Origin of the sequence: Candidatus Chlorohelix allophototropha, from assembly GCF_030389965.1 — a bacterium.
GTDB lineage: Bacteria > Chloroflexota > Chloroflexia > Chloroheliales > Chloroheliaceae > Chlorohelix > Chlorohelix allophototropha.
This window is the reverse complement of sequence record NZ_CP128399.1, coordinates 2,215,991-2,236,315: the sequence shown is the minus strand read 5'-3', so window position 1 is coordinate 2,236,315 and position 20,325 is coordinate 2,215,991. Positions and strand designations below refer to the sequence as shown.

Annotated in this window: 13 protein-coding genes; 7 read left to right on the top strand and 6 right to left on the bottom strand. The window is 44.7% G+C overall.

What is annotated here, in order from left to right; genetic code table 11:
• Positions 1-63: 63 nt before the first annotated feature.
• The gene (locus OZ401_RS09840; protein ID WP_341468054.1) at positions 64-1,182 is read right to left on the bottom strand and encodes an ABC transporter substrate-binding protein; all 1,119 of its coding nucleotides are present in this window, start codon (positions 1,180-1,182) and stop codon (positions 64-66) included.
• Positions 1,183-1,677: 495 nt separating this feature from the next.
• On the opposite strand from OZ401_RS09840, the gene OZ401_RS09835 reads away from it, so the two are divergent.
• Positions 1,678-2,631: an ROK family protein gene (locus OZ401_RS09835; RefSeq protein WP_341469872.1), complete on the top strand. Its 954-nt coding sequence runs from the start codon at positions 1,678-1,680 to the stop codon at positions 2,629-2,631.
• A 199-nt stretch (positions 2,632-2,830) separates the two neighbouring features.
• A complete protein-coding gene (locus tag OZ401_RS09830) occupies positions 2,831-5,347 on the top strand; it encodes a S8 family peptidase (RefSeq protein ID WP_341468053.1) in 2,517 nt (838 codons plus the stop codon).
• Positions 5,348-5,355: 8 nt separating this feature from the next.
• On the opposite strand, the gene OZ401_RS09825 is transcribed toward OZ401_RS09830, so the two are convergent.
• On the bottom strand, positions 5,356-7,125 hold the full coding sequence (locus OZ401_RS09825) for a methyl-accepting chemotaxis protein (RefSeq protein ID WP_341468052.1): 1,770 nt from the start codon (positions 7,123-7,125) through the stop codon (positions 5,356-5,358).
• A 405-nt stretch (positions 7,126-7,530) separates the two neighbouring features.
• On the opposite strand from OZ401_RS09825, the gene rpsO reads away from it, so the two are divergent.
• The 3 genes from rpsO to OZ401_RS09810 all read left to right on the top strand — a co-directional run bounded on the left by rpsO (position 7,531) and on the right by OZ401_RS09810 (position 10,473).
• The gene (gene rpsO / locus OZ401_RS09820; RefSeq protein ID WP_341468051.1) at positions 7,531-7,800 is read left to right on the top strand and encodes a 30S ribosomal protein S15; all 270 of its coding nucleotides are present in this window, start codon (positions 7,531-7,533) and stop codon (positions 7,798-7,800) included.
• A gap of 394 nt (positions 7,801-8,194) precedes the next feature.
• Positions 8,195-9,874 (top strand): phytoene desaturase family protein, encoded by a 1,680-nt coding sequence (locus tag OZ401_RS09815; RefSeq protein ID WP_341468050.1) that lies wholly within the window; start codon positions 8,195-8,197, stop codon positions 9,872-9,874.
• A 47-nt stretch (positions 9,875-9,921) separates the two neighbouring features.
• Complete coding sequence (locus OZ401_RS09810; RefSeq protein ID WP_341468049.1) at positions 9,922-10,473, top strand: 2Fe-2S iron-sulfur cluster-binding protein; 552 nt, start codon at positions 9,922-9,924, stop codon at positions 10,471-10,473.
• Positions 10,474-10,547: 74 nt separating this feature from the next.
• Here the strand turns inward: OZ401_RS09810 and OZ401_RS09805 are convergent, their stop codons facing one another.
• The 3 genes from OZ401_RS09805 to OZ401_RS09795 form a co-directional block, all read right to left on the bottom strand.
• Positions 10,548-11,819 (bottom strand): MFS transporter, encoded by a 1,272-nt coding sequence (locus tag OZ401_RS09805; RefSeq protein ID WP_341468048.1) that lies wholly within the window; start codon positions 11,817-11,819, stop codon positions 10,548-10,550.
• Between the two features lie 207 nt (positions 11,820-12,026).
• The gene (locus OZ401_RS09800; RefSeq protein ID WP_341468047.1) at positions 12,027-13,379 is read right to left on the bottom strand and encodes a sensor histidine kinase; all 1,353 of its coding nucleotides are present in this window, start codon (positions 13,377-13,379) and stop codon (positions 12,027-12,029) included.
• A 127-nt stretch (positions 13,380-13,506) separates the two neighbouring features.
• Positions 13,507-14,184 (bottom strand): response regulator transcription factor, encoded by a 678-nt coding sequence (locus OZ401_RS09795; RefSeq protein WP_341468046.1) that lies wholly within the window; start codon positions 14,182-14,184, stop codon positions 13,507-13,509.
• A 181-nt stretch (positions 14,185-14,365) separates the two neighbouring features.
• Here OZ401_RS09795 and OZ401_RS09790 point away from each other — a divergent pair, with 181 nt between their 5' ends.
• Both OZ401_RS09790 and OZ401_RS09785 read left to right on the top strand, forming a co-directional pair.
• Positions 14,366-16,741 (top strand): glycosyltransferase family 39 protein, encoded by a 2,376-nt coding sequence (locus tag OZ401_RS09790; protein WP_341468045.1) that lies wholly within the window; start codon positions 14,366-14,368, stop codon positions 16,739-16,741.
• An 80-nt stretch (positions 16,742-16,821) separates the two neighbouring features.
• Complete coding sequence (locus OZ401_RS09785) at positions 16,822-19,089, top strand: ArnT family glycosyltransferase (RefSeq protein ID WP_341468044.1); 2,268 nt, start codon at positions 16,822-16,824, stop codon at positions 19,087-19,089.
• A gap of 273 nt (positions 19,090-19,362) precedes the next feature.
• Here the strand turns inward: OZ401_RS09785 and cas6 are convergent, their stop codons facing one another.
• The gene (gene cas6 / locus OZ401_RS25895) at positions 19,363-19,518 is read right to left on the bottom strand and encodes a CRISPR system precrRNA processing endoribonuclease RAMP protein Cas6 (RefSeq protein WP_425607616.1); all 156 of its coding nucleotides are present in this window, start codon (positions 19,516-19,518) and stop codon (positions 19,363-19,365) included.
• Positions 19,519-20,325 lie beyond the last annotated feature (807 nt).

Here is a 20,325-nt window from a genome sequence, read left to right as displayed (position 1 = left end):
CCTATATTTCAATGGGTCATCCTGCTCCTTGTATACGAAGCAAAATGACCCATGTTAAAAAATTTAGTTACTCTTGTAAATTGCGGCTTGGGCTTCCGGGGTATCAACATTGGTCTTGTCGATTACCACGTAGCCGGTAGGAACGCGCTTCAACAGCCCTGTCGTAGCGCCATTGAGAGCTTTAACGGCATAATCTACTGCGGTACTGCCCATTTCACCCGGTTTTTGGGCAATAACCAAGTCAAGTACGCCGCTGCGAAGGTCGGCAATCGCTTGTTCGGGCGCATCGAAGTTAGCGATTTTGATCTGCCCGCTCTTGTTGGCGTTTTTGACTGCTTGAGCTGCGCCTTCTGCGCTGAACAGGTTGCAGCCAAAGATACCACCCAAGTCAGGAGTGCGTTGTAGCAACGCGGAGGTTTGCTCGGCAGATTTAGCGGCGCTATCACCGTTATAGTCCACCCCTACTAAAGTTACTGCACCGCTGGTAGCATCAATCGCTTGCTTGCAACCCTGTTCACGCTGGTCGGTAGTGCTGATACCCGGCTTGACGTTCTGGATGTAGATTTTGCCTTTGCCACCGATTGATTTGATCAGCGCATCACCGGCAATCTTTCCACCTTGCACGTTATCCGAACCGATGTAAGAAATGGGGAAAGTAACCGAACCCTTCTCATAGTCGCCATCGCCGATGAAGGTATCAACGGAAATAACCTTGATACCGGCATCGCTTGCGCGTTTCAAAGGTGCAATCATGGCTTGTTTGTCGCAAGCAGCAATGATTAGGGCATTGATGCCTTTGGCAATTAGAGCATCAACGATTGGAGTTTGCAACACTGCATCGAACTGAGCAGGACCATCAACCAGCAAATCTACCCCTAATTCCTGAGCTTTCGCACGCGCACCTTTTTCCATAGTAACATAGAAAGGATCGCCTTTAACACCTTGCACAAGAGCAATAGTGTACTTCTTGCCAGCCGCCGCCGTAGTAGCTCCCGCCGCCGTGGTTGCTGCTGCCTTAGTAGTAGCCGCCGCTGCGGTAGTTGCTGCTGCCGCAGTAGTTGCGGGTACTGGAGTAGCAGTGTTATCACCACAAGCTGCAAGGAAAGCTGCGCCCGCCACGCCGGCAGCGCCTCTCAGAAAATAGCGACGAGAAAACTTTTTGCCTGGTTCACGTTTACTCATGCTTCGCTCCTCCTTAATTTGAGCTTTGTTCCTGTTCTTAAAAGTAGTCAGTACCTCGAACAGGAATAATACAGACAATTATGCAAGTGCATAGATTTGATACACTAGAACAAAAGACAGCAAAAAACCATCGAACCTGCCATTAATTGAAATAAAATCGGCAGATTCAAGTAAAAATGCTTACAAAAAAGCGCAGGGTAATAAAATAAATACTTGTAATTTACCTGCGTTGTTCTCCAAAGAATTCCTCCATGAATTTTGAAGACTCAAAAATTTTGTGCTTTAGCGAAAAGTATTTTTAGTGAATTGTTGGGAGAATTGTTGTAATAATTGACGTTATTATAAGTCAATTTGACTGACTAAGTCAATAGGTTGCCTTGTAATTTTATAAAGAAATTGAAAAAATGTTATAGAAAGCACCCTAAGATTTTCTGTTATTATGTGGAAAAATGCAAAAATAATCGTCATACTTATTTGGGGGGTAATACTTTGAGCATGCATGTTCTCGGTATTGATATTGGAGGTACAAAAATAGCCGCTGGTGTAGTATCCTCTTCAGGAGAGCTTTTATCTTTTCTTAACCAGCCTACCCCTACTGTACACAACAGTGAACAACTCTATGAAGCAATTGTGGCGTTGGCGAACAACGCCATAGTAAATGCCCAACTTACCCAGCCAATTATGGCGGTGGGCGCAGGTTGTGGTGGTCCGATGCTTTTTGAGAAAGGGCTTTTTTCTCCTTTCCTGATTCCGGCATGGCGAGATTTCCCACTTCTAGCTCGTTTAAAAGAGAGCTTCGGAATGAGGGTGCAGGTTGACAACGATGCTAAAGCCTTTGCGTTGGGCGAGACTTTATTCGGGGCAGGACGGGGCGGGAATTGCGTTCTAGGAATGGTTGTCTCTACCGGAATTGGAGGCGGATTGGTAGTAAATGGGCGGCTTTTTGATGGCGCAAACCGGAACGGTGGTCATATCGGGCATACTCCTGTCTTTACCAAAGGTCCCCGCTGTCACTGTGGTTCGAGAGGTTGCCTAACCGCTTACGCTTCTGGAACTGCTTTGGCAGAAAGAGCAAGAAGAGCGATACGGCGAGGGTTAAAGAGCAGCCTGTCGCAATTACCCTTACTTGAAATTACTGGTGCACGAATTAATGAGGCAGCTTTGCGCGGTGATACCTTATCACTGAAATTAATTCGTGACACTGCTTTTGCCCTTGCCAGAGGAATTTCAAGCGCCGCGGTTATCTTAGACCTAGACCGCGTAGTGTTGGGTGGTGGTCTTACGCTGATGGGAGATTTGCTATTCGAACCGCTTATAATCGAATTGGAACGAAGAACCCGACTTAGCTTTTTGGAGAAGCTAGAAGTAAGGCGTGCCGCTCTGGGTGAAAAAGCCGGAGTAATTGGGGCAGCGGCATTATGCTTACAAACCGGAGTGAACCTAGACTAACCTTGTTGATGTAAAATCATAGCTGAGAAGTTATAAAACTAAAACACTATCTTTGCACTTTTGGCATATTGAAATGGTTTTGGAGTATACCACTACAATAAATGGTATATTCAAACGTCAAAGCCATACTGCTATATTGAAAGTGCTAAGGTAGTGCAGAAATTAAAATTTCGCCAATCTCCAAAAAACTGAGGTGATTATGCCTGATCACAAAAATACTCTGAGTATTATTACTATTGTTTCTATCTTGTTATCCTTGTTGCTGGTAGCTTGTGGCGCAGATAATTCACCGACACCTTCTCCAACTCCTCCCGCCAGTGAGTCGAAAATAGATACGGTATTGCTGGGAATAGTAGTCAGGTATGCCACTACCGAAGGTACAGGTGACCAAAAATTACAGGCTTCAATTGAATATGCGCGTGGTCTGGGCTTAATTAATGCCCGGGATGAAATCGCATTTGAACTGGAATTGGACAAAATAGAGGCGCAAGAACCGGTAACTACTAAAATTAGCGCGATGGGTGGTAAGGTGGCTTACGCCGATAATATTGAGGGTACGATTAAATTATTGGTCAGAGTTCCGGTTAAAACACTGGTCACCTATGTTAATAGCGCTACCAAAGATGATTTTTTGCGCGACCTAGCCCAATTTAATGGTGTAACGGCAATCAAATTGCTCTTTCAAGCACAACCCTCCGGACTGGAGACCTTGCCGCAAACGTTAGAAGCTTTACAGCAGGTAGGCTTTAATGCGAAAAACGAAGGTGTCAAAGTTATGGGGGTTGATAAATGGCATACCGCCGGTTTTAAGGGGAAAGGCGTGCGTATTGGAGTGATAGACGCGGGTTTTAAATATTACAAAGACTTGCGCGGCACTTACCTACCGCCGGATTTTCAGCCTGTGGATATTGCTGATGAAATGGGAAATACCCCTTTAATCGAATATGACGTGCATGGCACCGGGACTGCCGAAATAATCTATTCGCTCGCCCCTGAAGCAACTATGATAGCTGCGGCAATGGATGGCAATGATTTAGAGCTTTCAAGAGCTATAGATTATATGGTTGAGCAAAAGGTACAAATCATTTCAATGTCGGTGCGGCGCAATATTACCGCGGGCGATGGTAATGGCCCTATTGATCGCAAAATTGAACGCTTGCGCGCTGAAAAAGGGATTATGTTCATTGCCTCAGCCGGAAACGAAGCCCAAGCCCATTACGCTGCTAATTTTAACCCTGATTCCAACGGTTTCCACCAATTTTTGCCGGGTGTAACTCGCATTGCTGTCAGTCTTCCGAAATATTCCGCTCCCTACAGCACCCCGATTGTATTGAATTGGGAACAATGGTACGAGAAAAACAAAACAGACCTTGATCTGTATGCCGAATCCGAAGATGGCAAGCCTTTATACAGTAGCCAGAACGACCAACGAACTCGTGAGCCATTGGAATGGGTTCCTGCTAAGTTTAATCCGGGGCAAGTTATCTATCTGAAAATACGCTTGAAACCGGGAACACAAGCTTCAGCCAAACCTTTTCGTCTGCATTTGTTCACTTACCGACTTCAATTCCAATTCTATGTTCAGGCGCTGTCAGTCGGCGACCCAGCTTCAAGTAGAGGTGCGCTGGCAGTTGGCGCAGTTGAATTTAGCACAGACACAGTAGCCTCTTACAGTAGCCAAGGACCATTGGTAACGGGGGTGTTTAAGCCTGAGATTTCAGGACCTACCAATGTTAGTAGCGCGGCTTACCAGCAAGAGGGGGTTGCTACCTTCGGCGGTACAAGTGCCTCATGTCCTGAAGTATCGGGACTCGCTGTCGTTATTAAAGGCGCAAACCCAACATTTACTCCCGACCAGCTTACGACTTTCTTGTTACAACGTGCTAAAGACCTCGGTCCGGCTGGACCAGACTTGATTTACGGCTATGGACGTGCCACTGCCGGAGAGATTCCCGGTGCAGCCGCCACCAGTCGCGCCCCGCTTGCCCCTTCCCCCACGCCCAATCTTAGCCCCGATACTCGTATTGTGATCAATTATAGCTATCCTACTCCTCCGGGCTTAACGGTTACTACTGCCGCTAAAATTACGGTAGCGCGCCCTTCAATAACTCCAACGGTTGTTATTTCTCCAACTACTATTGCCAGTCCTACGCCCCAACCTACCCCTGCCCCCTTGGTAGCCGATTTTCGGGACGATTTCAAAAGCGTCCAAACCGGGTTGACCAATCAAGCTTTGGGACGCTATGTAGATGGACAATATCAAATGGCAGCAGCACCCAACCAGCTAAGTTGGAGCGCGTATCCGCTTGAAAAAATCCGAGTTGGGAATTTTGCGGCGGAGGTGAATGCGGAAGGGTTAGTGGAGAGCAAAAATATCTATGGGCTGGTTTTCTGGTTGCAAAGCCCGGATGACTATTATCTGCTGTCCGTTTCAGGCGACGGCATGACGCAAATCAGCCATTATACTGGTGGGTCATGGGTTGAAATTATGCCTTGGAATAGCGCATATAACTGGCAAAAAAGCGCTTCAAATCTGTTGCGGATAGTGGCAAATAGCAAAGGGTTGCAAGTTTTCGTTAACAACCGGGCAGTAAATAATCAACCAGTAAAAGCCATCGGCTCAGGTGGGTTAGGCCTTGCCACGGGGAGTTACAATAATACAGGTGCTCAGGCAATTTTCAGCAACTTTCAACTCAGCTATTTGCCGGGTAACTAGCCTGCCTATTATTCGCGACCGACAGTCGTTTCAGTGGTAACCCCACTAACTTGCTGAGATGGTGTGCCATTTTTCGACTCAGCAAGATTCTTTTTGGTTTTCACCCGTTTCATTTTGAATGTAGGAGTAGCGCCGGGTTTTTTTATTTTGAGGTCATCACGTAGTTTAATTGTGCCTATAAGCGTGTTTAGTTGTCGTGCAATTTCAATTAGTGCGTTTGAGCTTGAAAGATAACTCTTACTACCTTCGCTGATGTTCGCTATCATATGCGACATTTGTTGCATTGTACCCGCAACCTGTGTGTTGGCAACTCTTTGCTGGTCGGTGGCAAGTGAAATTGCATATGAAAGCTGACTGGTGTGCTTTGCCGCTTCAATTATTTCTTTATTGGCTTCCAACGCTTCTTCGACCATTTGACGACCCAAAGCTACTACCTTAATGCCATCTTCGGTTGCCATTACACTGGCAGTAGTAGCCTGTTGGATTTGGCTAATCAGTTGTTGGATTTCCACCGCCGCTTGCCGTGAGCGTTGCGACAACTTTCGCACCTGTGAAGCCACTACCGAAAAGCGTTCCCCTTCTTCTCCTGCTCCGGCGCTCTCGATAGCTGCATTTAATGCAAGCAGATGGGTATCATCGGAAAGTGTGCTAATCAGGCTGGTGGCTTCACGAATTCGTTGTGAAACAGAGTTTAAAGCGATTATGCGATCTGCGATTAGGTTTACGCGCTGCGTAATATCTGCCATCTTTTGTGAGAGCGCATGCATTGTGTTATAGCCAATTTCTGCGCTATTCAATGACTCATTTGCGCTTTGTGCTACCATACTGGCGCTCTCTGCAATTTGCTGGCTTGTTCCGCTCAATTCATTAACGGTAGTTGAAACCTGAGAAACAGCCACCGCTTGTTCTGATAGGCTACTTGCTTGCCTAGTGCTGGCTTCTTCGAGGTGATGACTGGTTATAGAAACAGTATTAGCCTGTAATTGAATCCGGGTAATAACTATTCGCAAGCGTGCCAGCGCTTTATTAAGGTTCTCGCTTAACTCCATTATTTCTTGTGCGCCTTTTACTAGAAATTTAGGAGTTAAGTCGCCTTCGGCAGTAAGCTTCAGCTTATCATTTAATGCGCTCAAAGGGCGTGATAATAGACGTGGTATGCTAAATGTCAGTAATAATACTAATGTAATGCTTCCTATTAATGCAAGCCCGGCTATCCAGAGTGTTAAGCTTACATTGTCGCGACCTTCTTGTTCAAAACCTACGTATATTTTAGTTAATTCAGCGGTATAACTTTTGAGTTCATCAAAAAGTTTTCTGCGGTTAGCCTGCGAATCGAAAAATAATTGTTTTGCATTTTCAGGTTTGAGGTTAAGGTTCTGCAACATATTGTAAATTTGGGCTACCGCTTGATAGTTTTGGACTATTTTCTGAAAACCTGAATTAATTTTCGGATCGCTAAAAGCAGGGGTTATTTCGCGAAATTGCTCTTCAACCCGCAAATCCTGTTTCAAGGTTTCCTGTTGCAGATTACTGTTAAAATTATCAGCATAAAGCTGATAGAATTCTGTTTGCTCATCCAATAAGTACTCTAAATCTTTAGCGTAGTTCACCCGTTCCCTACTTTGTTCTTCCAAATCTCGAGTAGTAGTAATATGCCCTAAGAGATAGAAAGAAGCCAACCCATTCACTGTAACAAGTACGATAATGAAGAAAAGGGTAAAATAAATCCTACCACTCAGACTATGTAGAGAAAATATTGATATGCGTTTATTCGCCATAGATTGATCCTTGCAGGATGAACGGATAGAAGTTCTAGCCTTTGGAAAATAATAACATAATTGTAAAGCTTTGCAGCATAATACAAATAAGCTTTACAATCCAAATTTATGAGGCGAGTTTTACACTCGGTAGTGGAATAAACTAGTTATAATTTCTGGACTGGGTAAAAATTGCATGGTTGAGTGTGATATGTTATACTAACTCAGCAAGTGCAACAGGTATAGTAGCTCATATACTACCCTGTAACGCGGGAAACGCCCAGCGTACAGTTAACAAAGAGCAACAAAAAAGCACTGTATTTAACGTTAGGGTTGCGTGTCAAAACATTTATGTTGGCAGGCACAAAAGCCCGTTAATTTTGGTAAATAGATTTGAGGACAAAACTACCGAAAGGGGGTTTTTGAATGTCGCTGCAAAAAGCCGAAAAAGACGGCATCATTGAGAAATATGCCGTACATAACGGCGACACCGGTTCACCCGAAGTGCAGATAGCCTTATTGACAGAGCGCATTTTACAGCTAACACAGCACCTTAACACGCACAAGCATGATAATCATTCACGGCGTGGGTTGCTAAAATTGGTAGGTCGTCGTCGTCGCTTGCTGGTATATCTAAGCCAGAAAGACATTGAGCGCTACCGTGTTGTTATCGGTAAATTAGGGCTTCGCCGTTAACCGGAAAAGTGCTAAGCAGAAAAAACCAGAAAGACCTGTGAAATTAGCAGGTCTTTTAGTTTTTTTCGCTATTTTCGCTAATTTACTTGGTTAATATTCTGATACCAAGTTGTTCTACTACAAGACTAAACAGTTATTTTAAGATTAAGAAATTTGACTAACTTCTTACACTAGCCTAAAATATTATTATTATAGGTAATTTCCCCTCACTTCTAATTTAGGCACTGAAAGCTCTAACCCCTTAATAGGATTCCTGCTCACCACCTTGCTTTAAATTAGCGAATCGGTTTTTTTACTGGTGGGTATAGCCAAAATGCCAAATATTAGTCACTCCAGATTGTAGTACAAGCGGATAATCGAAAGTCAAAAACAAATATAAAGGAAGGGTTAAACCGTGAATACTGCACAAACTTATGATGTGATAGTAATCGGAGCAGGGCATAATGGGCTTACAAGTGCATGTTATCTGGCAAAAGCAGGCTATAAAGTACTGGTGCTGGAACGAAGAGGCTTAGTTGGGGGTGCTGTTATTACCGAAACTGACATTTTCCCCGGTTATCGCCTCGATACCTGTAGCAGTTTTCATGTTGTAATAAACGGAACTCCGGTCGTACAAGACCTTAATTTGGAGAAATTCGGGCTAGACTATATTGAGGTAGATCCTTGGGGTTTTGCACCCTTCCCGAACGGAAATCACATTATTTTTTATCGAGATGTGGATAAAACCGCCCAAACTATTGCAAAGTTTTCACCGGAAGATGCCGAATCTTATCGCCGCTTTATGCAGTTTTGGATGCGCTTTAACGAAACGATGATGGATATTTTTTGCTATCCGCCTTCCCTTTCAACTATGACATTAAGAGCTACAATCAAGGAAACCGAAAAACTGATGCTTGGCATCGGCGACCTTGCTACCAAAGGCTTAACTAATGCGGTTTGGAATAAAACTGTCTCAGCAATCAAAAACTCGTCACCACGTGCGTTATTAGGCAGTTTACGTGAAATCATTACATCATACGGGAAACTCATAAAGGACAACTTCAAATCGCTCGAAGTACAGGCAGCGCTTACTTGGCTCGGTGCGCAAAGTGGTCCCGGTCCCGATGAACCGTTCAGCGGCGAACTCTTTGCAATGCAGCAATCACTTTACCACCTTTTGGGCGTGCGCAGACCGCGCGGGGGTAGCGGTATGTTAACCCAAGCTATGGCGCGTTGCCTTGAACATTACGGTGGCGAAATCAAGGTAAATGCCGAGGTATCACAAATCCTGATTGAGAACGGCAAGGTTAAAGGGGTTGAAATAAACGGTGGTGAGAAATTCTTTAGCTCTACGGTCATTTCAAATGCGCATGTCCAAACCACTCTCTTAAAACTTACCCCAGAAGAAGCCCTGCAACCTAACTTCCGCCGGAAAGTGGAAAATATCAAGGTGCAAAATGGGTTCGGAATGACCGTAAGATATGCCACGGACAGCCTTCCCAATTACACGGCACTACCAACCCCAGAGGCAAACGGCAAGGTGCAAGCGGGAATACCCCACAACGGGATGCAATTACTTTGCCCTTCCACCGAGTATCTGGCACAGGCGTACCGCGATGCGGAAAAGGGATTGCCTCCAACTCGCCCGGCTGTTATTGCTATGACACCATCCGCTATTGATGATACTCTCGCGCCAGCCGGTAAGAATGTGCTTTATCTTTGGGCGCAAACGCACCCTTACCAACTTTCCAATGGGGAAAACTGGGATGAAATCAAGAAACGGGAAGCCGATAAATGTCTTCAGGTAGTGGAAGATTACGCGCCGGGAATTAAAGCTAAAATCGTAGGCGAATATATCAAGAGTCCGTTGGACATTGAACGGATTGGCGGAATGGTGCGCGGCAACCTTATGCATGTTGATATGAGCCTCAAACAGATGTTCCATTTACGTCCTTTAGGCGAACTCTCCAATTATCATACTCCAGTAGGGGGTTTGTACCTGACCGGAGCCAGCACACATCCCGGTGGAGGAGTAAGCGGCGCAGCAGGTTACAATACCGCAGGAGTGGTATTGTCGGATCTAAAGTACAAGTAAAAGGAAGTCGTCAAAGGTTGCACATTGGATGAAAAAAGGAGACAAGAATGCCCGATCTAATTATTAATAATGAGGTGTTTGAAGCCGAAGTGGGCGAAACTATAATGGATGTTGCCCGCCGTAATGGCGCGCATATCGGTTTTACTTGCAGCCGCAGAGGGATTTGTACCTTTTGCGAGTGTAAAGTTGAAGAAGGCGCAGAGTTATTAAATCCAATAACCGGCAATGAAAAATCCCGGCTTTCTGCCGAACGCCTAGAAAACGGCTCACGGCTGTCATGCCGGGCAGTCTTTAAGGCGAAGAAAGGGACAGTTAGAGTAACTTCCCGCTCTGAAGAAGTAAAGCAACAATTCATTGGTATTTTCAAAGCGCCTACTATACAGGATAAAAATGATAATTTGGGGGCTTTGTTAGGCAGTGTCAAGCAAGCCTCAAAGGATTACATCACCATGTATCCCTACGTAATTAAAGGAATAGCATCGGGCAAAGCAGGTTTGGATACTGTAAATCCTTTCAAGGATTTAAATAATTTGGTACAAGATAGCAAACGGGTGTTTCTTCGCCAAATCGGCTTAAACAGATCGAAACATTCAAAATAAACAATAAGAGGATTATCCGGTGAACTGGGCTTACCCCAAGTTCACCGGTAGCCCTCTGAATTAAAGCTCGTTTCTTATTCAGTAGGGTCCAACAGTTTTTTCCTAACCCTATAAAAGTTAATACACCCTAAAGTAATGCCTATAAAAGCTATCAAAAGCACCATTCTTGCATTCATAAAAAAAAGCAGAAAGGTTGCCAGAAAAGGCGCTATTACCCCGCGAACTCCCACCAATGAAGAATACAATGCAATATATTGAGGCACATCTTGTTTATCTTCAGCAAAGCGAATCGCGTTGTTGATATTGGCAAGGTCAGCGCCTGCTGTGATTATTCCGGTTAGAAGCGCCACCGGCAGTAGCAATAAGTAGTTCCACGCAACCATATAGATAAAAATAACTAATGCGCCTAATATAAATGTTATATAAAGTATCAATGCCGGATGGTGACGATCTATAAATCTACCCCAGAAATAATAGGATAAAATTGCAACCAAACTTTGAAGCGCATTCATAATTCCCACAAAGCTGTTGCTGACATGCAAATCATCTACCATGATTAAGGGATAAACAGCCGCCGCCAACAAGTTGAAAAAGACCATAATAAATACTGTTCTTAAAAAAAGACCGTATTTTTTATCCCTTCCGGCAAGCATAATAATTGCCTTCAACGTAACGGGTGGGCGCGTTGATTTTACCTCTTTATAATGAATCCGGGAAAAGACAAGTATTGAACCAAAGCCCAATAGCGCAACGAAGGGATAAACTTCCCGAAATGAGCTATTTTCCAGAATAACGCCCAGTAAAAAGGCGCAAATCACGGTGGCAATGCTTGAGATAACCCGCACCATCCCCATATATATGCCACGCTGACTATCGGGGTACACCCCTTGCATAATCCCTTCATATGCCGGAGAAATTGATAATTCTAGGGTAAGGCAAATCATCATTATTACTGCAAATAGCCAGGGCTGAAAGGCAAAAAATACTAAGGCAAGCGAGAGTCGCGCCGCGCTACCCAGAAAAACCATGACTTTCATTTTGGGAAATTGCTGTGTATAGTGTGCCCATAATATGGTACTTAACTGACCGATTGCCGGAGCGGATATTACCAACGAGATTATAAAATCCGAGCCGCCTTCTTTACGGGCAAGAACCGCCGGAAACGAAATAATTGCCACTCCATAGGTGCTAAATAGAATAGCAGCTATAACATCGAGGCGAAAGGTACGTTTTAATTCGGCTCTCTGTAGCGGAGTGTTAAATGCCTTATCCTTTAAGGACTCTGATTCTGAAATGCTGGTACGGGTAGCGGGGTTCTCAGGTTTACCCTCGTTGTATTTAGACAAAATAAAGCTCCCGGTTTAAATATTCCAACCTTCCCAAATGCGAAAAACCTAAGTTTCTTGCATAGCAAAATATTCTTTCTGCAATATGCTCTATTATAATATCCTACAAAATTTCTGCTGAAAAAAATAAAGCGCAGTAACATGCTATAAGCAATGCTGTACCTATCGAGGGAATTGAGATGATTTACTATATATTGTAGGTATTTTTCAAATAGAACTAACCTCTCTCGCTCGTACCACTGCCATAATAATCTTTGCAGTGGTACCGCCATTAAGTTCACTTTCAATGTGTAAACGACCTTTATGCAAACCGGCAATACTTTTTGCCAGCGCTAAGCCAAGCCCGGTGCCACCCTCTTCACGAGAACGCGCCTTATCAACCCGGTAAAAGCGTTCGCCTAAATGAGCAAGATGCTCTGGAGGAATTCCGATTCCGGTATCAACCACTTCCAGCCATGCCCATTTTGCATCCGAATCGGTTCTCAAAGTTATTGTGCCACCTTCAGGGGTATATTTGACTGCATTATCCAGTAAAATTAGGATTGCCTGTTCCAACAGTTGCTTATCCCCGATAACAAGCACGGGCGCAGAAGTGTTAACCTTCAATTCAAGTCGTTTTTCGGTAGCGTAAGTCTTAACGCGCTTCAGAACGCCAGCGCCTATTTCACTCAGGTCAACCACATCCTGTTCGAGGTGTTGTTTACCCGCGTCAAGACGCGCCAGTTGTAAAAGATTGTTAGCGATATTATTTAGATGTTCCGCTTCTGTCATAATATCCACTACCAATTCAGCATCATCTGGGTCAAGCGTTTCTGAACCGCGTAGTAATAGCTCAGCATCGGCTTTTAGCAAGGTGAGCGGGGTTCGCAACTCATGAGAAGCATCGGCAATAAAAACCTGTTGGCGTGTAAAAGCCTGACGGGTAGGTTGGAGGGCACGCCCCGCCAGAAACAAACCGCCCGCAGTCGCTACCAGTAATGTAATAAAGCCAAGTACCAGCAGTAAATCGCGCAATACCTGTAACGCTGACTGCAAATCCTCTACTGCTCTGCCTACTTGCACCACACCCAATACCTTTTGACCGGATATATCAGTTACTACGCTGGCATAGCGATATATTTGACCAACATTTTGACCACCATCCACCGTGTCGGTAACTTCAGTTTGCCCATTCTGCTTCCATATCGACAACGCTTTCAAGGCAAGCGCCGAGTTAAGATATTTATCAGGGTTGCTTAGAGACCCTGTTCCGGTTGTGCGTGGGTCGAGGCTTAAAATAACTCCTGTACTATCATAACAGGCAAAGTAGAAGGGCGCTCTGAACCTATTTCCATCCGGAGGGGGTTCAGGCACTGAAAATGGTCTATCAGGGGTATTCCCGGTTGAAATCAAGGGGCAACTTTGCGGGGTTTGGCGTAACCATTGCTGCTCTACCTGTGTAGTTTGCGCCTTCATTTCACTTAAAACGGGTTGCAAGAGATTTTGTTGTACGCTGAAGAAAAGCGCCACGCCGAAAAGCAGCAAAGCAATTGTCAGCACGCCACCATACCAAAGAGTCATGCGAACTCTTACCTGTCGAAACAGGTGCTTGCCCGCCTGAGAATTTTCAGCTCTTAATGATTTAGTCGTTTTATTTTTTCTGGATAAAGTGATCAAATTTCACACGCTTGTTTAGAATGATTCTTAGTTATGCTTCGAGTTTATAACCGATGCCCCGGATGGTTTTAAGTAAAGGGGAAGAAAAACCTTTGTCTATTTTGTCGCGCAGGTAATGGATATAGGTATCAACCACATTAGAGAGCGCTTCCATATCATAACGCCATATTTGATCGGTAATCTGGGTGCGGGTAAGCACCTGACCGGGATGGCGCATAAGATATTCCAGCAAAGAAAATTCTTTGGCAGTCAGTTCAATATGCCTACCCCCTCTGGTTACTTCGTGCCGAATCAAATCCAGCGTGAGATCGCCTACTTTTAGGATAGCATTGCTTATATCGGGAGTGCGGTCACGTCGTCTAAGTAGCGCATTTACTCTTGCCATCAATTCGGAAATGGCAAACGGCTTGGTCAAATAGTCATCTGCACCCGCATTGAGTCCCATCACCCTATCCTCAACAGCGCCACGCGCGGTGAGCATTAGGAGAATTGAGTCGATTTTCTCGCTCCTAATACGGCGGCAAATCTCAACTCCATCCATACCGGGAAGCATCAAATCAAGAATAATCAGATCGTAGTTGCCTGTTTCTGCCAGTTCCAGCCCGGATATTCCATCGAAAGCCATATCTACATTATGGCGCTCTTCGGTAAGTACCCGGCGCAATAACCTTGCTATTTTTTGTTCGTCTTCAACCACTAGAACATGCATAATAAGCCAGCTTCCTTATATTTATCAGTAATTATTCTAAGCTTAGTATATCAATATTAAAGAAACATTGAGGAATTATTGGAAATTTCTCATACAGTTTCAATAAAACCCTAATGCTATTTGATTAAGCTGGTAGTAGTTCACAAAGACCTGGAAGTGTTAGAAAGGTTAATTACAAATTATGAGTACAATGTTAGAACCAATCAGTGAGATCAAAAGCAAGATAATACAAAAACCGCTTGGTAAAATTCGCTGGAGTTGGCAATCTTTACCGCTTGGAGCAATTCTTTTACTATCTAGCTTTCTGGGTATATGGAATTTGAGTATTAACGGCTATTCCAACAACTATTATGCCGCCGCCGTTAAAAGCATGATCCAGAGTTGGAGTAATTTTTTCTTTGTATCGTTCGACCCCGGCGGTTTTGTAACTGTTGATAAACCGCCCGTTGCTTTCTGGGTGCAAGCTATTTTTGCAAAGGTACTAGGTTTTAGCGGGTTCAGCATTCTTTTGCCGGAAGCGTTAGCCGGGGTAGGCAGTGTTTTCCTGCTCTATATTATGGTAAAGCGTTCATTTGGAACTGCCACTGGGTTGGTATCGGCGCTAATGCTGGCTATTACTCCAATCTTTGTAGTAATGAGTCGGCACAATAATCCCGATAGCATTCTGGTATTTACACTAATGCTCGCTGCTTGGGCAATGTTTCGGGCTGCCGATAAAGGGAGTTTCCGCTGTCTATTGCTGGCGGGCGCACTGGTCGGGGTAGCTTTTAACGTCAAGATGCTAGAAGCTTATGTGGTATTGCCAGCATTCTACGCGATGTACTTCCTACTCGCTCGCACAACTTGGCTAAAAAGAATTATTCACCTTGCGATAGTGAGCGTGGTTATAGCGGTTATATCGCTGTCATGGGCAGTTGCAGTTGACCTAACCCCAACAAACCAACGCCCTTATGTAGATAGCAGTTCAGTCAATAGCGAAATAGATTTGATTCTAAATTACAACGGTTTAGGTCGTATCAGCGGTAATGAAATGGGAGGAAGTAATAGTATCAATCCGGTAAATAATAATGCGGATGGGCAAGCTCAAGGAGCACCTACTTTTGATAGTATAACTCTGCCTCCCCTTCCGGCTGGTGTAGATATTACCCCACCGACTGGATTTAGTCCTAATGGTCAGGCTGGCGGCGCACCCGGTGGCGCGGGCTTTGGTGGACAAGCGGGCGCGACTCGGTTAATAACTCCTCAAAATGGGGCAGAGTTTAACTGGTTCTTCCCTTTGGCAATGCTAGGTATAGCTTATGGTGGAATTTACTCCTTCTTTGGGATGGGTAAGGGCGAAGAACGCTCTCGCCGACTGCGATCAATATTGCTATGGGGTGGGTGGTTGCTTACTTTTGGGGTTGTGTTCAGCTTCTCGAAAGGCGTTTTCCACAACTACTATTTGAATATTATGGCTCCGGCAGAAGCTGCCCTAGCCGGTATTGCAACTGTAATGTTGTGGAAACAGTATCGTAAAGGTGGCTGGATGGCTTATCTACTCCCGCTTGGTATTGGTGCCACCGCTTTCTATCAGGCTTACCTTTTGACCGATTACACCGATTGGAATTGGTGGCTTAGTCCGGCATTGGTAGCGGTTGGAGTTATCTCCTTGCTAGGCTTGGTACTTGGCAAAGTCATGAAATCCGAACGATTTGGAAATATCTTCCAACTGATAGTGATGTGGGTAAGCATGGCTTGTTTAATAGTCACTCCGGCGGTCTTATCAATCAGGGCAGTATTTACCTCTATCACCGGGTCGCTTCCTTCGGCAACACCAAGCGGTGTACAGGTACTGCCCGGTTTAAGCACTAGTTCTAGCAGCGGCGCTATTCCGCAAGCATGGTTAACTTTCGTGGGGAAAAACCTGAGCGGACAGCTTATACTTCTGGCGATAGTAGTCGGCGCACTTTTAGTGGTGTTCGGGTTGCGCAACCTTTTAAGGCAGCAGCGTTGGTTCAATCGACCTGTAATAAGCGGTGTGTTACTGGTTATGCTCTTGCTAGGTAGTACCGGGTGGTGGATTAATGCAGCGCAGGCACAAACCACTACAAATACCTCCGCTTTCTCAGGGCAAGGCATGCCATTCGGTGGCGGTGCTCCCGGTCAGGGTCAAGCGAATAGCGTGTTGGTTCAATATCTGGTAGCGAATCAAGGTGATTACAAATATTTGGTAGCAGTAGCAGACTCGAATTCAGCGTCATCCTATATCATCGAAACTGGTAAGCCGGTGATGTCTTTGGGTGGGTTTAGTGGTAGCGACAATATTGTAACCAGTGCTACCCAACTAGAGCAGATGATAGCAAACCATACCGTCCGTTACTTCCTATTAGGCGGCAATGGTGGTAGAGGTGGAAATACTCAAGTCACTCAGTATGTGCAGCAAAAATGTACTGTTGTAAGCAGTAGCCAATACTCAGGTTCTGGTAGCAACACCAGCCAGAGTTCAGGCGGCGGTATAAGTTTTGACGGTATTAAGATAATGGGCGGCAGCGAGCAACTCTATGTTTGCGGCAGCTAAAAGCGAGCTATAGCAATTATCAAGGGGCAATTCTTCCGGCAGGGAGAGTTGCTCCTTGCCTATATACACAGAGAAAAAACATGAGCATTTTACAAGAAACAAAGCAAGAAACAAAAATCGAAAATCAGGTTAAACAAAGAACTGCACGTAATAACGCAATACCTTGGCGGTGGGTTAGCCTTGGGGGAATCTTATTTCTTTCCGCAATCTTAAACCTTGCCTTGCTAAAAGCCGATTATTATACCAATGAATATTACTCGGCGGCAGTACGTAGCATGTTACAAAACTGGCATAATTTCTTCTTCAATGCCTACGATCCCGGCGGCTTCATAACTATAGATAAACCTCCAGTGGCTTTATGGTTTCAAACTGCAAGCGCGTGGTTGGTGGGCTACAACGGGGTGAGCCTTATCTTGCCCTCGGCGTTGGCAGGCGTTGGCAGCGTAGCGTTACTCTATCACATGGTTAGTCGCTATTTTGGAACTATCGCCGGATTAGCCTCAGCTTTTATTCTAGCAATTACTCCAATTTTTGTAGTAATGAGCCGCCACAATAACCCTGAGAGCTTGTTAATATTTTTCATGTTGGTAGGTGCATGGGCATTAAGCCGCGCAACCGCAAAAGGCAGCATAGCATGGCTATCGCTGTCCACCGCAATGATAGGCGTGGCTTTTAATATCAAGATGCTGGAAGCATTTATAGTACTGCCGGCATTTTATCTGGTATATTTGTTACTTGCCCCGGTGAAATGGTGGAAACGAATAATCCATCTTGTGCTATCAACCATAGTTTTGGCGGCGGTTTCACTTTCTTGGGCGGTGGCAGTAGATTTAACTCCTGCCGATCAGCGTCCGTACATCGGTAGCAGTTCAACTAATTCGGTTTTGAACCTGATTTTTGACTATAACGGGCTGAACCGGATTGAAAGCCAAAGTACCGGAAACAGTAACGGCAACCCTCCCGGAGGATTTAACCAACCGAGGGGCAATCAACCCCCGAACGGTTTCCAACCACCTGTAAATAACGGCAATGTCAGACCGGGCAACGGTGGTGGTATGAATGGAGTTATCGCCGGGCAAGCCGGACCCTTCAGGATGTTTGATTCTTCACTGGCTGGAGAGGCGGGCTGGTTGTTGCCACTGTCGCTCGCCGGGATAGTGCTTGCAGCAATTCAGTATCGGCGGAGATTTCCAGCGGGACAAATTCGCAGGCAGCGTTATCAGAACTTGCTACTGTGGAGCGGTTGGCTTTTAACCTTTATGGTGGTTTTCAGTATAGCGGGGGGCATTTTCCATAGCTACTATCTGGTTATGCTATCGCCCGGAATAGCCGCGCTGGGTGGAATTTCACTGGAAGCGTTATGGTACGCCTACCGCAAGGGTAGTTGGCAAAGATTACTTTTGCCCGTGGTGTTTTTAGCAACGGCGCTATTCCAGTTCAACATTTTGAGTATGTATTCTGATTGGAATCGAACTCTATCTCTGACAGTATTTGGGATTGAATTAATCTGTGTGGTAGCTTTGCTTGCCTTGCCAGCACTAGTTCGTCCGCTTTCAAACAAATTGACGAACCTTATTACAGGAGTTGGATTTGCAGGACTTTGTGCTACCCCTTTAGCTTGGTCGATAAACGCAGTTCTGAATAAATCCTATACTAACGAAACCTTGCCAACTGCACTACCTACAGGCAGCAATACTTCCAGCGGAGGTATTAACCTGTTAAATAACTTGCTGAAAAACTGGAATATGTGGCTAACTATTCTAATTGTGGCGTTGGTAAGTTTAGTGGTGATGCCATTACTTGTGCGCTTTGTGTTTAAGAACGCAAGAATCCTCCAAACTTACGGCAAAGCGCTAACAATCGTAGCGCTTATAATAATAACAAGTCTGGGCATTTCGTTATCATTCAAAGCGTTACCACCCGCTTCGGCTAATAACACCGCTCCGGTTTCTTCAGGCATGATCGGCAATCCAACAATGGAACTTAAGGCAACCAACCAATTACTGGCATATCTTGAGGCAAACCGAGCCAATAGCACCTATTTACTTGTCACTACTTCAAGCCAGAATGCCTCAGCGATAATTATAAATACCGGGCAGCCTGTAATGGCGTTGGGCGGCTTTATGGGCAGCGACCAGACCGTAACAGTGCAACAATTCGCGCAGATGGTTAAAAATAACGAGGTGCGCTTTGTGCTGCTCGATAGCAGCGGTGGCATTGGGCGAGGCAATAATAGCCAATCTGTCACCGGCTGGGTACAACAAAACTGCTCGACGATAAGTTCACAGGTCTGGTCGAGCGGAACAAGCGCAACTAGTCAGGGTCAATTATATAAGTGCGCTGCGTGATACGCTTTCTGAACTTGTAGATTAGCTTCAATTTGACGTTTTGGGGGGTTTTACAGAATTCCTGACTTTTAGTGAAAAATAATTCCAAAAGTCTGTAAAACCCCATATTGGTCAACTATATAAGTATATTCCAAAAACCTACTCAGATAACGATTACATTCCCAGTCGATTATTGTATGGCTTTGTAGAGTGCCCGATTAAGCCAACAAAATACCCCGTCTCTTACGACGGGGCTTCTTTTATCAAGATAATAATGAATAGGCTTGCAGACCGCTATTGTAGAATTCTGACCTGCCCCATTTCCATTGTGGTCTTACAACCAACGCCCGTATAATTAGCGAATTCAGCTAAGGTCGTTAAATAAGCAACTATTGGGTGTGATGGCGCATCTATCCTGTAAGCGCAAGTGCCTACAAACCCTTTCTGAATATATTTCGGGATATTTTAAGTTCTTGGCTGTTAAAACAGCTTCCTCAATCTCTACTGCTTGATTCCAAATTCTAATCTGAACATCTATAGCAATACCTCGACGTTGCCTTCCAGAATATTATGCATCGGTTTCCAATAGTCGCCGATACTTTTCTATTGCGATATGGGTAATTCCCTACTTCAGAAGCCAATCCGGTAAGTCCAGCAGTTCTGAGGTTGTTGTGCCAAATGTACGGGTTTTTTGAAGTTAGCTGCCAGCAGCTTCAAATTTTAGACAACAAGCTACTACACTCTTTTTATGGACAACCAAATCAGCAAAGCAGGGGTGAAGGTATCAGCATAGCAACCTCGCTTATTAAAGAAACCGACAGTAAGTAGGGTTGGCTGAATACCCAGCAAGTTGTACCCGGGCGAGTCATGTTGGCTGGTTTGGTGAGTTTGCTATTTGCGCCTAATTCTCGAATCGTCTTTATAAAATCACTCAAATCTGCCGCTTAACCGGGTTCTGTTGTTTGGGTTAGTTCGCCAATCGTATCTTATAACCCGGTACTAAGGTAACATTGTGAAATATCGAACTTTAAATTACACTATATATATAAATAACTATGTATCAATTTATGTAATTATTTTTATCAATATTTAATCTTTTTATATCTGGCAACAGAGTTTGTAAAAGGAAATCTCATATTACCTAAGTGACAATAATACGTTCTAGCACAACATCATATTAACATCACATCCTGCACTAACATTTCTAAAATACGTTAGCCAGGCTCATTATCCAAAATTCTCGCCAATGCTCTTCCT

Coding starts and splice junctions, on each gene's coding strand:
- OZ401_RS09835 (WP_341469872.1), top strand. CDS start 1,678: ATGCATGTTCTCGGTATTGATATTGGAGGTACAAAAATAGCCGCTGGT.
- OZ401_RS09790 (WP_341468045.1), top strand. CDS start 14,366: ATGAGTACAATGTTAGAACCAATCAGTGAGATCAAAAGCAAGATAATA.
- OZ401_RS09795 (WP_341468046.1), bottom strand. CDS start 14,184: ATGCATGTTCTAGTGGTTGAAGACGAACAAAAAATAGCAAGGTTATTG.
- OZ401_RS09785 (WP_341468044.1), top strand. CDS start 16,822: ATGAGCATTTTACAAGAAACAAAGCAAGAAACAAAAATCGAAAATCAG.
- OZ401_RS09800 (WP_341468047.1), bottom strand. CDS start 13,379: ATGACTCTTTGGTATGGTGGCGTGCTGACAATTGCTTTGCTGCTTTTC.
- OZ401_RS09825 (WP_341468052.1), bottom strand. CDS start 7,125: ATGGCGAATAAACGCATATCAATATTTTCTCTACATAGTCTGAGTGGT.
- OZ401_RS09840 (WP_341468054.1), bottom strand. CDS start 1,182: ATGAGTAAACGTGAACCAGGCAAAAAGTTTTCTCGTCGCTATTTTCTG.
- OZ401_RS09810 (WP_341468049.1), top strand. CDS start 9,922: ATGCCCGATCTAATTATTAATAATGAGGTGTTTGAAGCCGAAGTGGGC.
- OZ401_RS09830 (WP_341468053.1), top strand. CDS start 2,831: ATGCCTGATCACAAAAATACTCTGAGTATTATTACTATTGTTTCTATC.
- rpsO (WP_341468051.1), top strand. CDS start 7,531: ATGTCGCTGCAAAAAGCCGAAAAAGACGGCATCATTGAGAAATATGCC.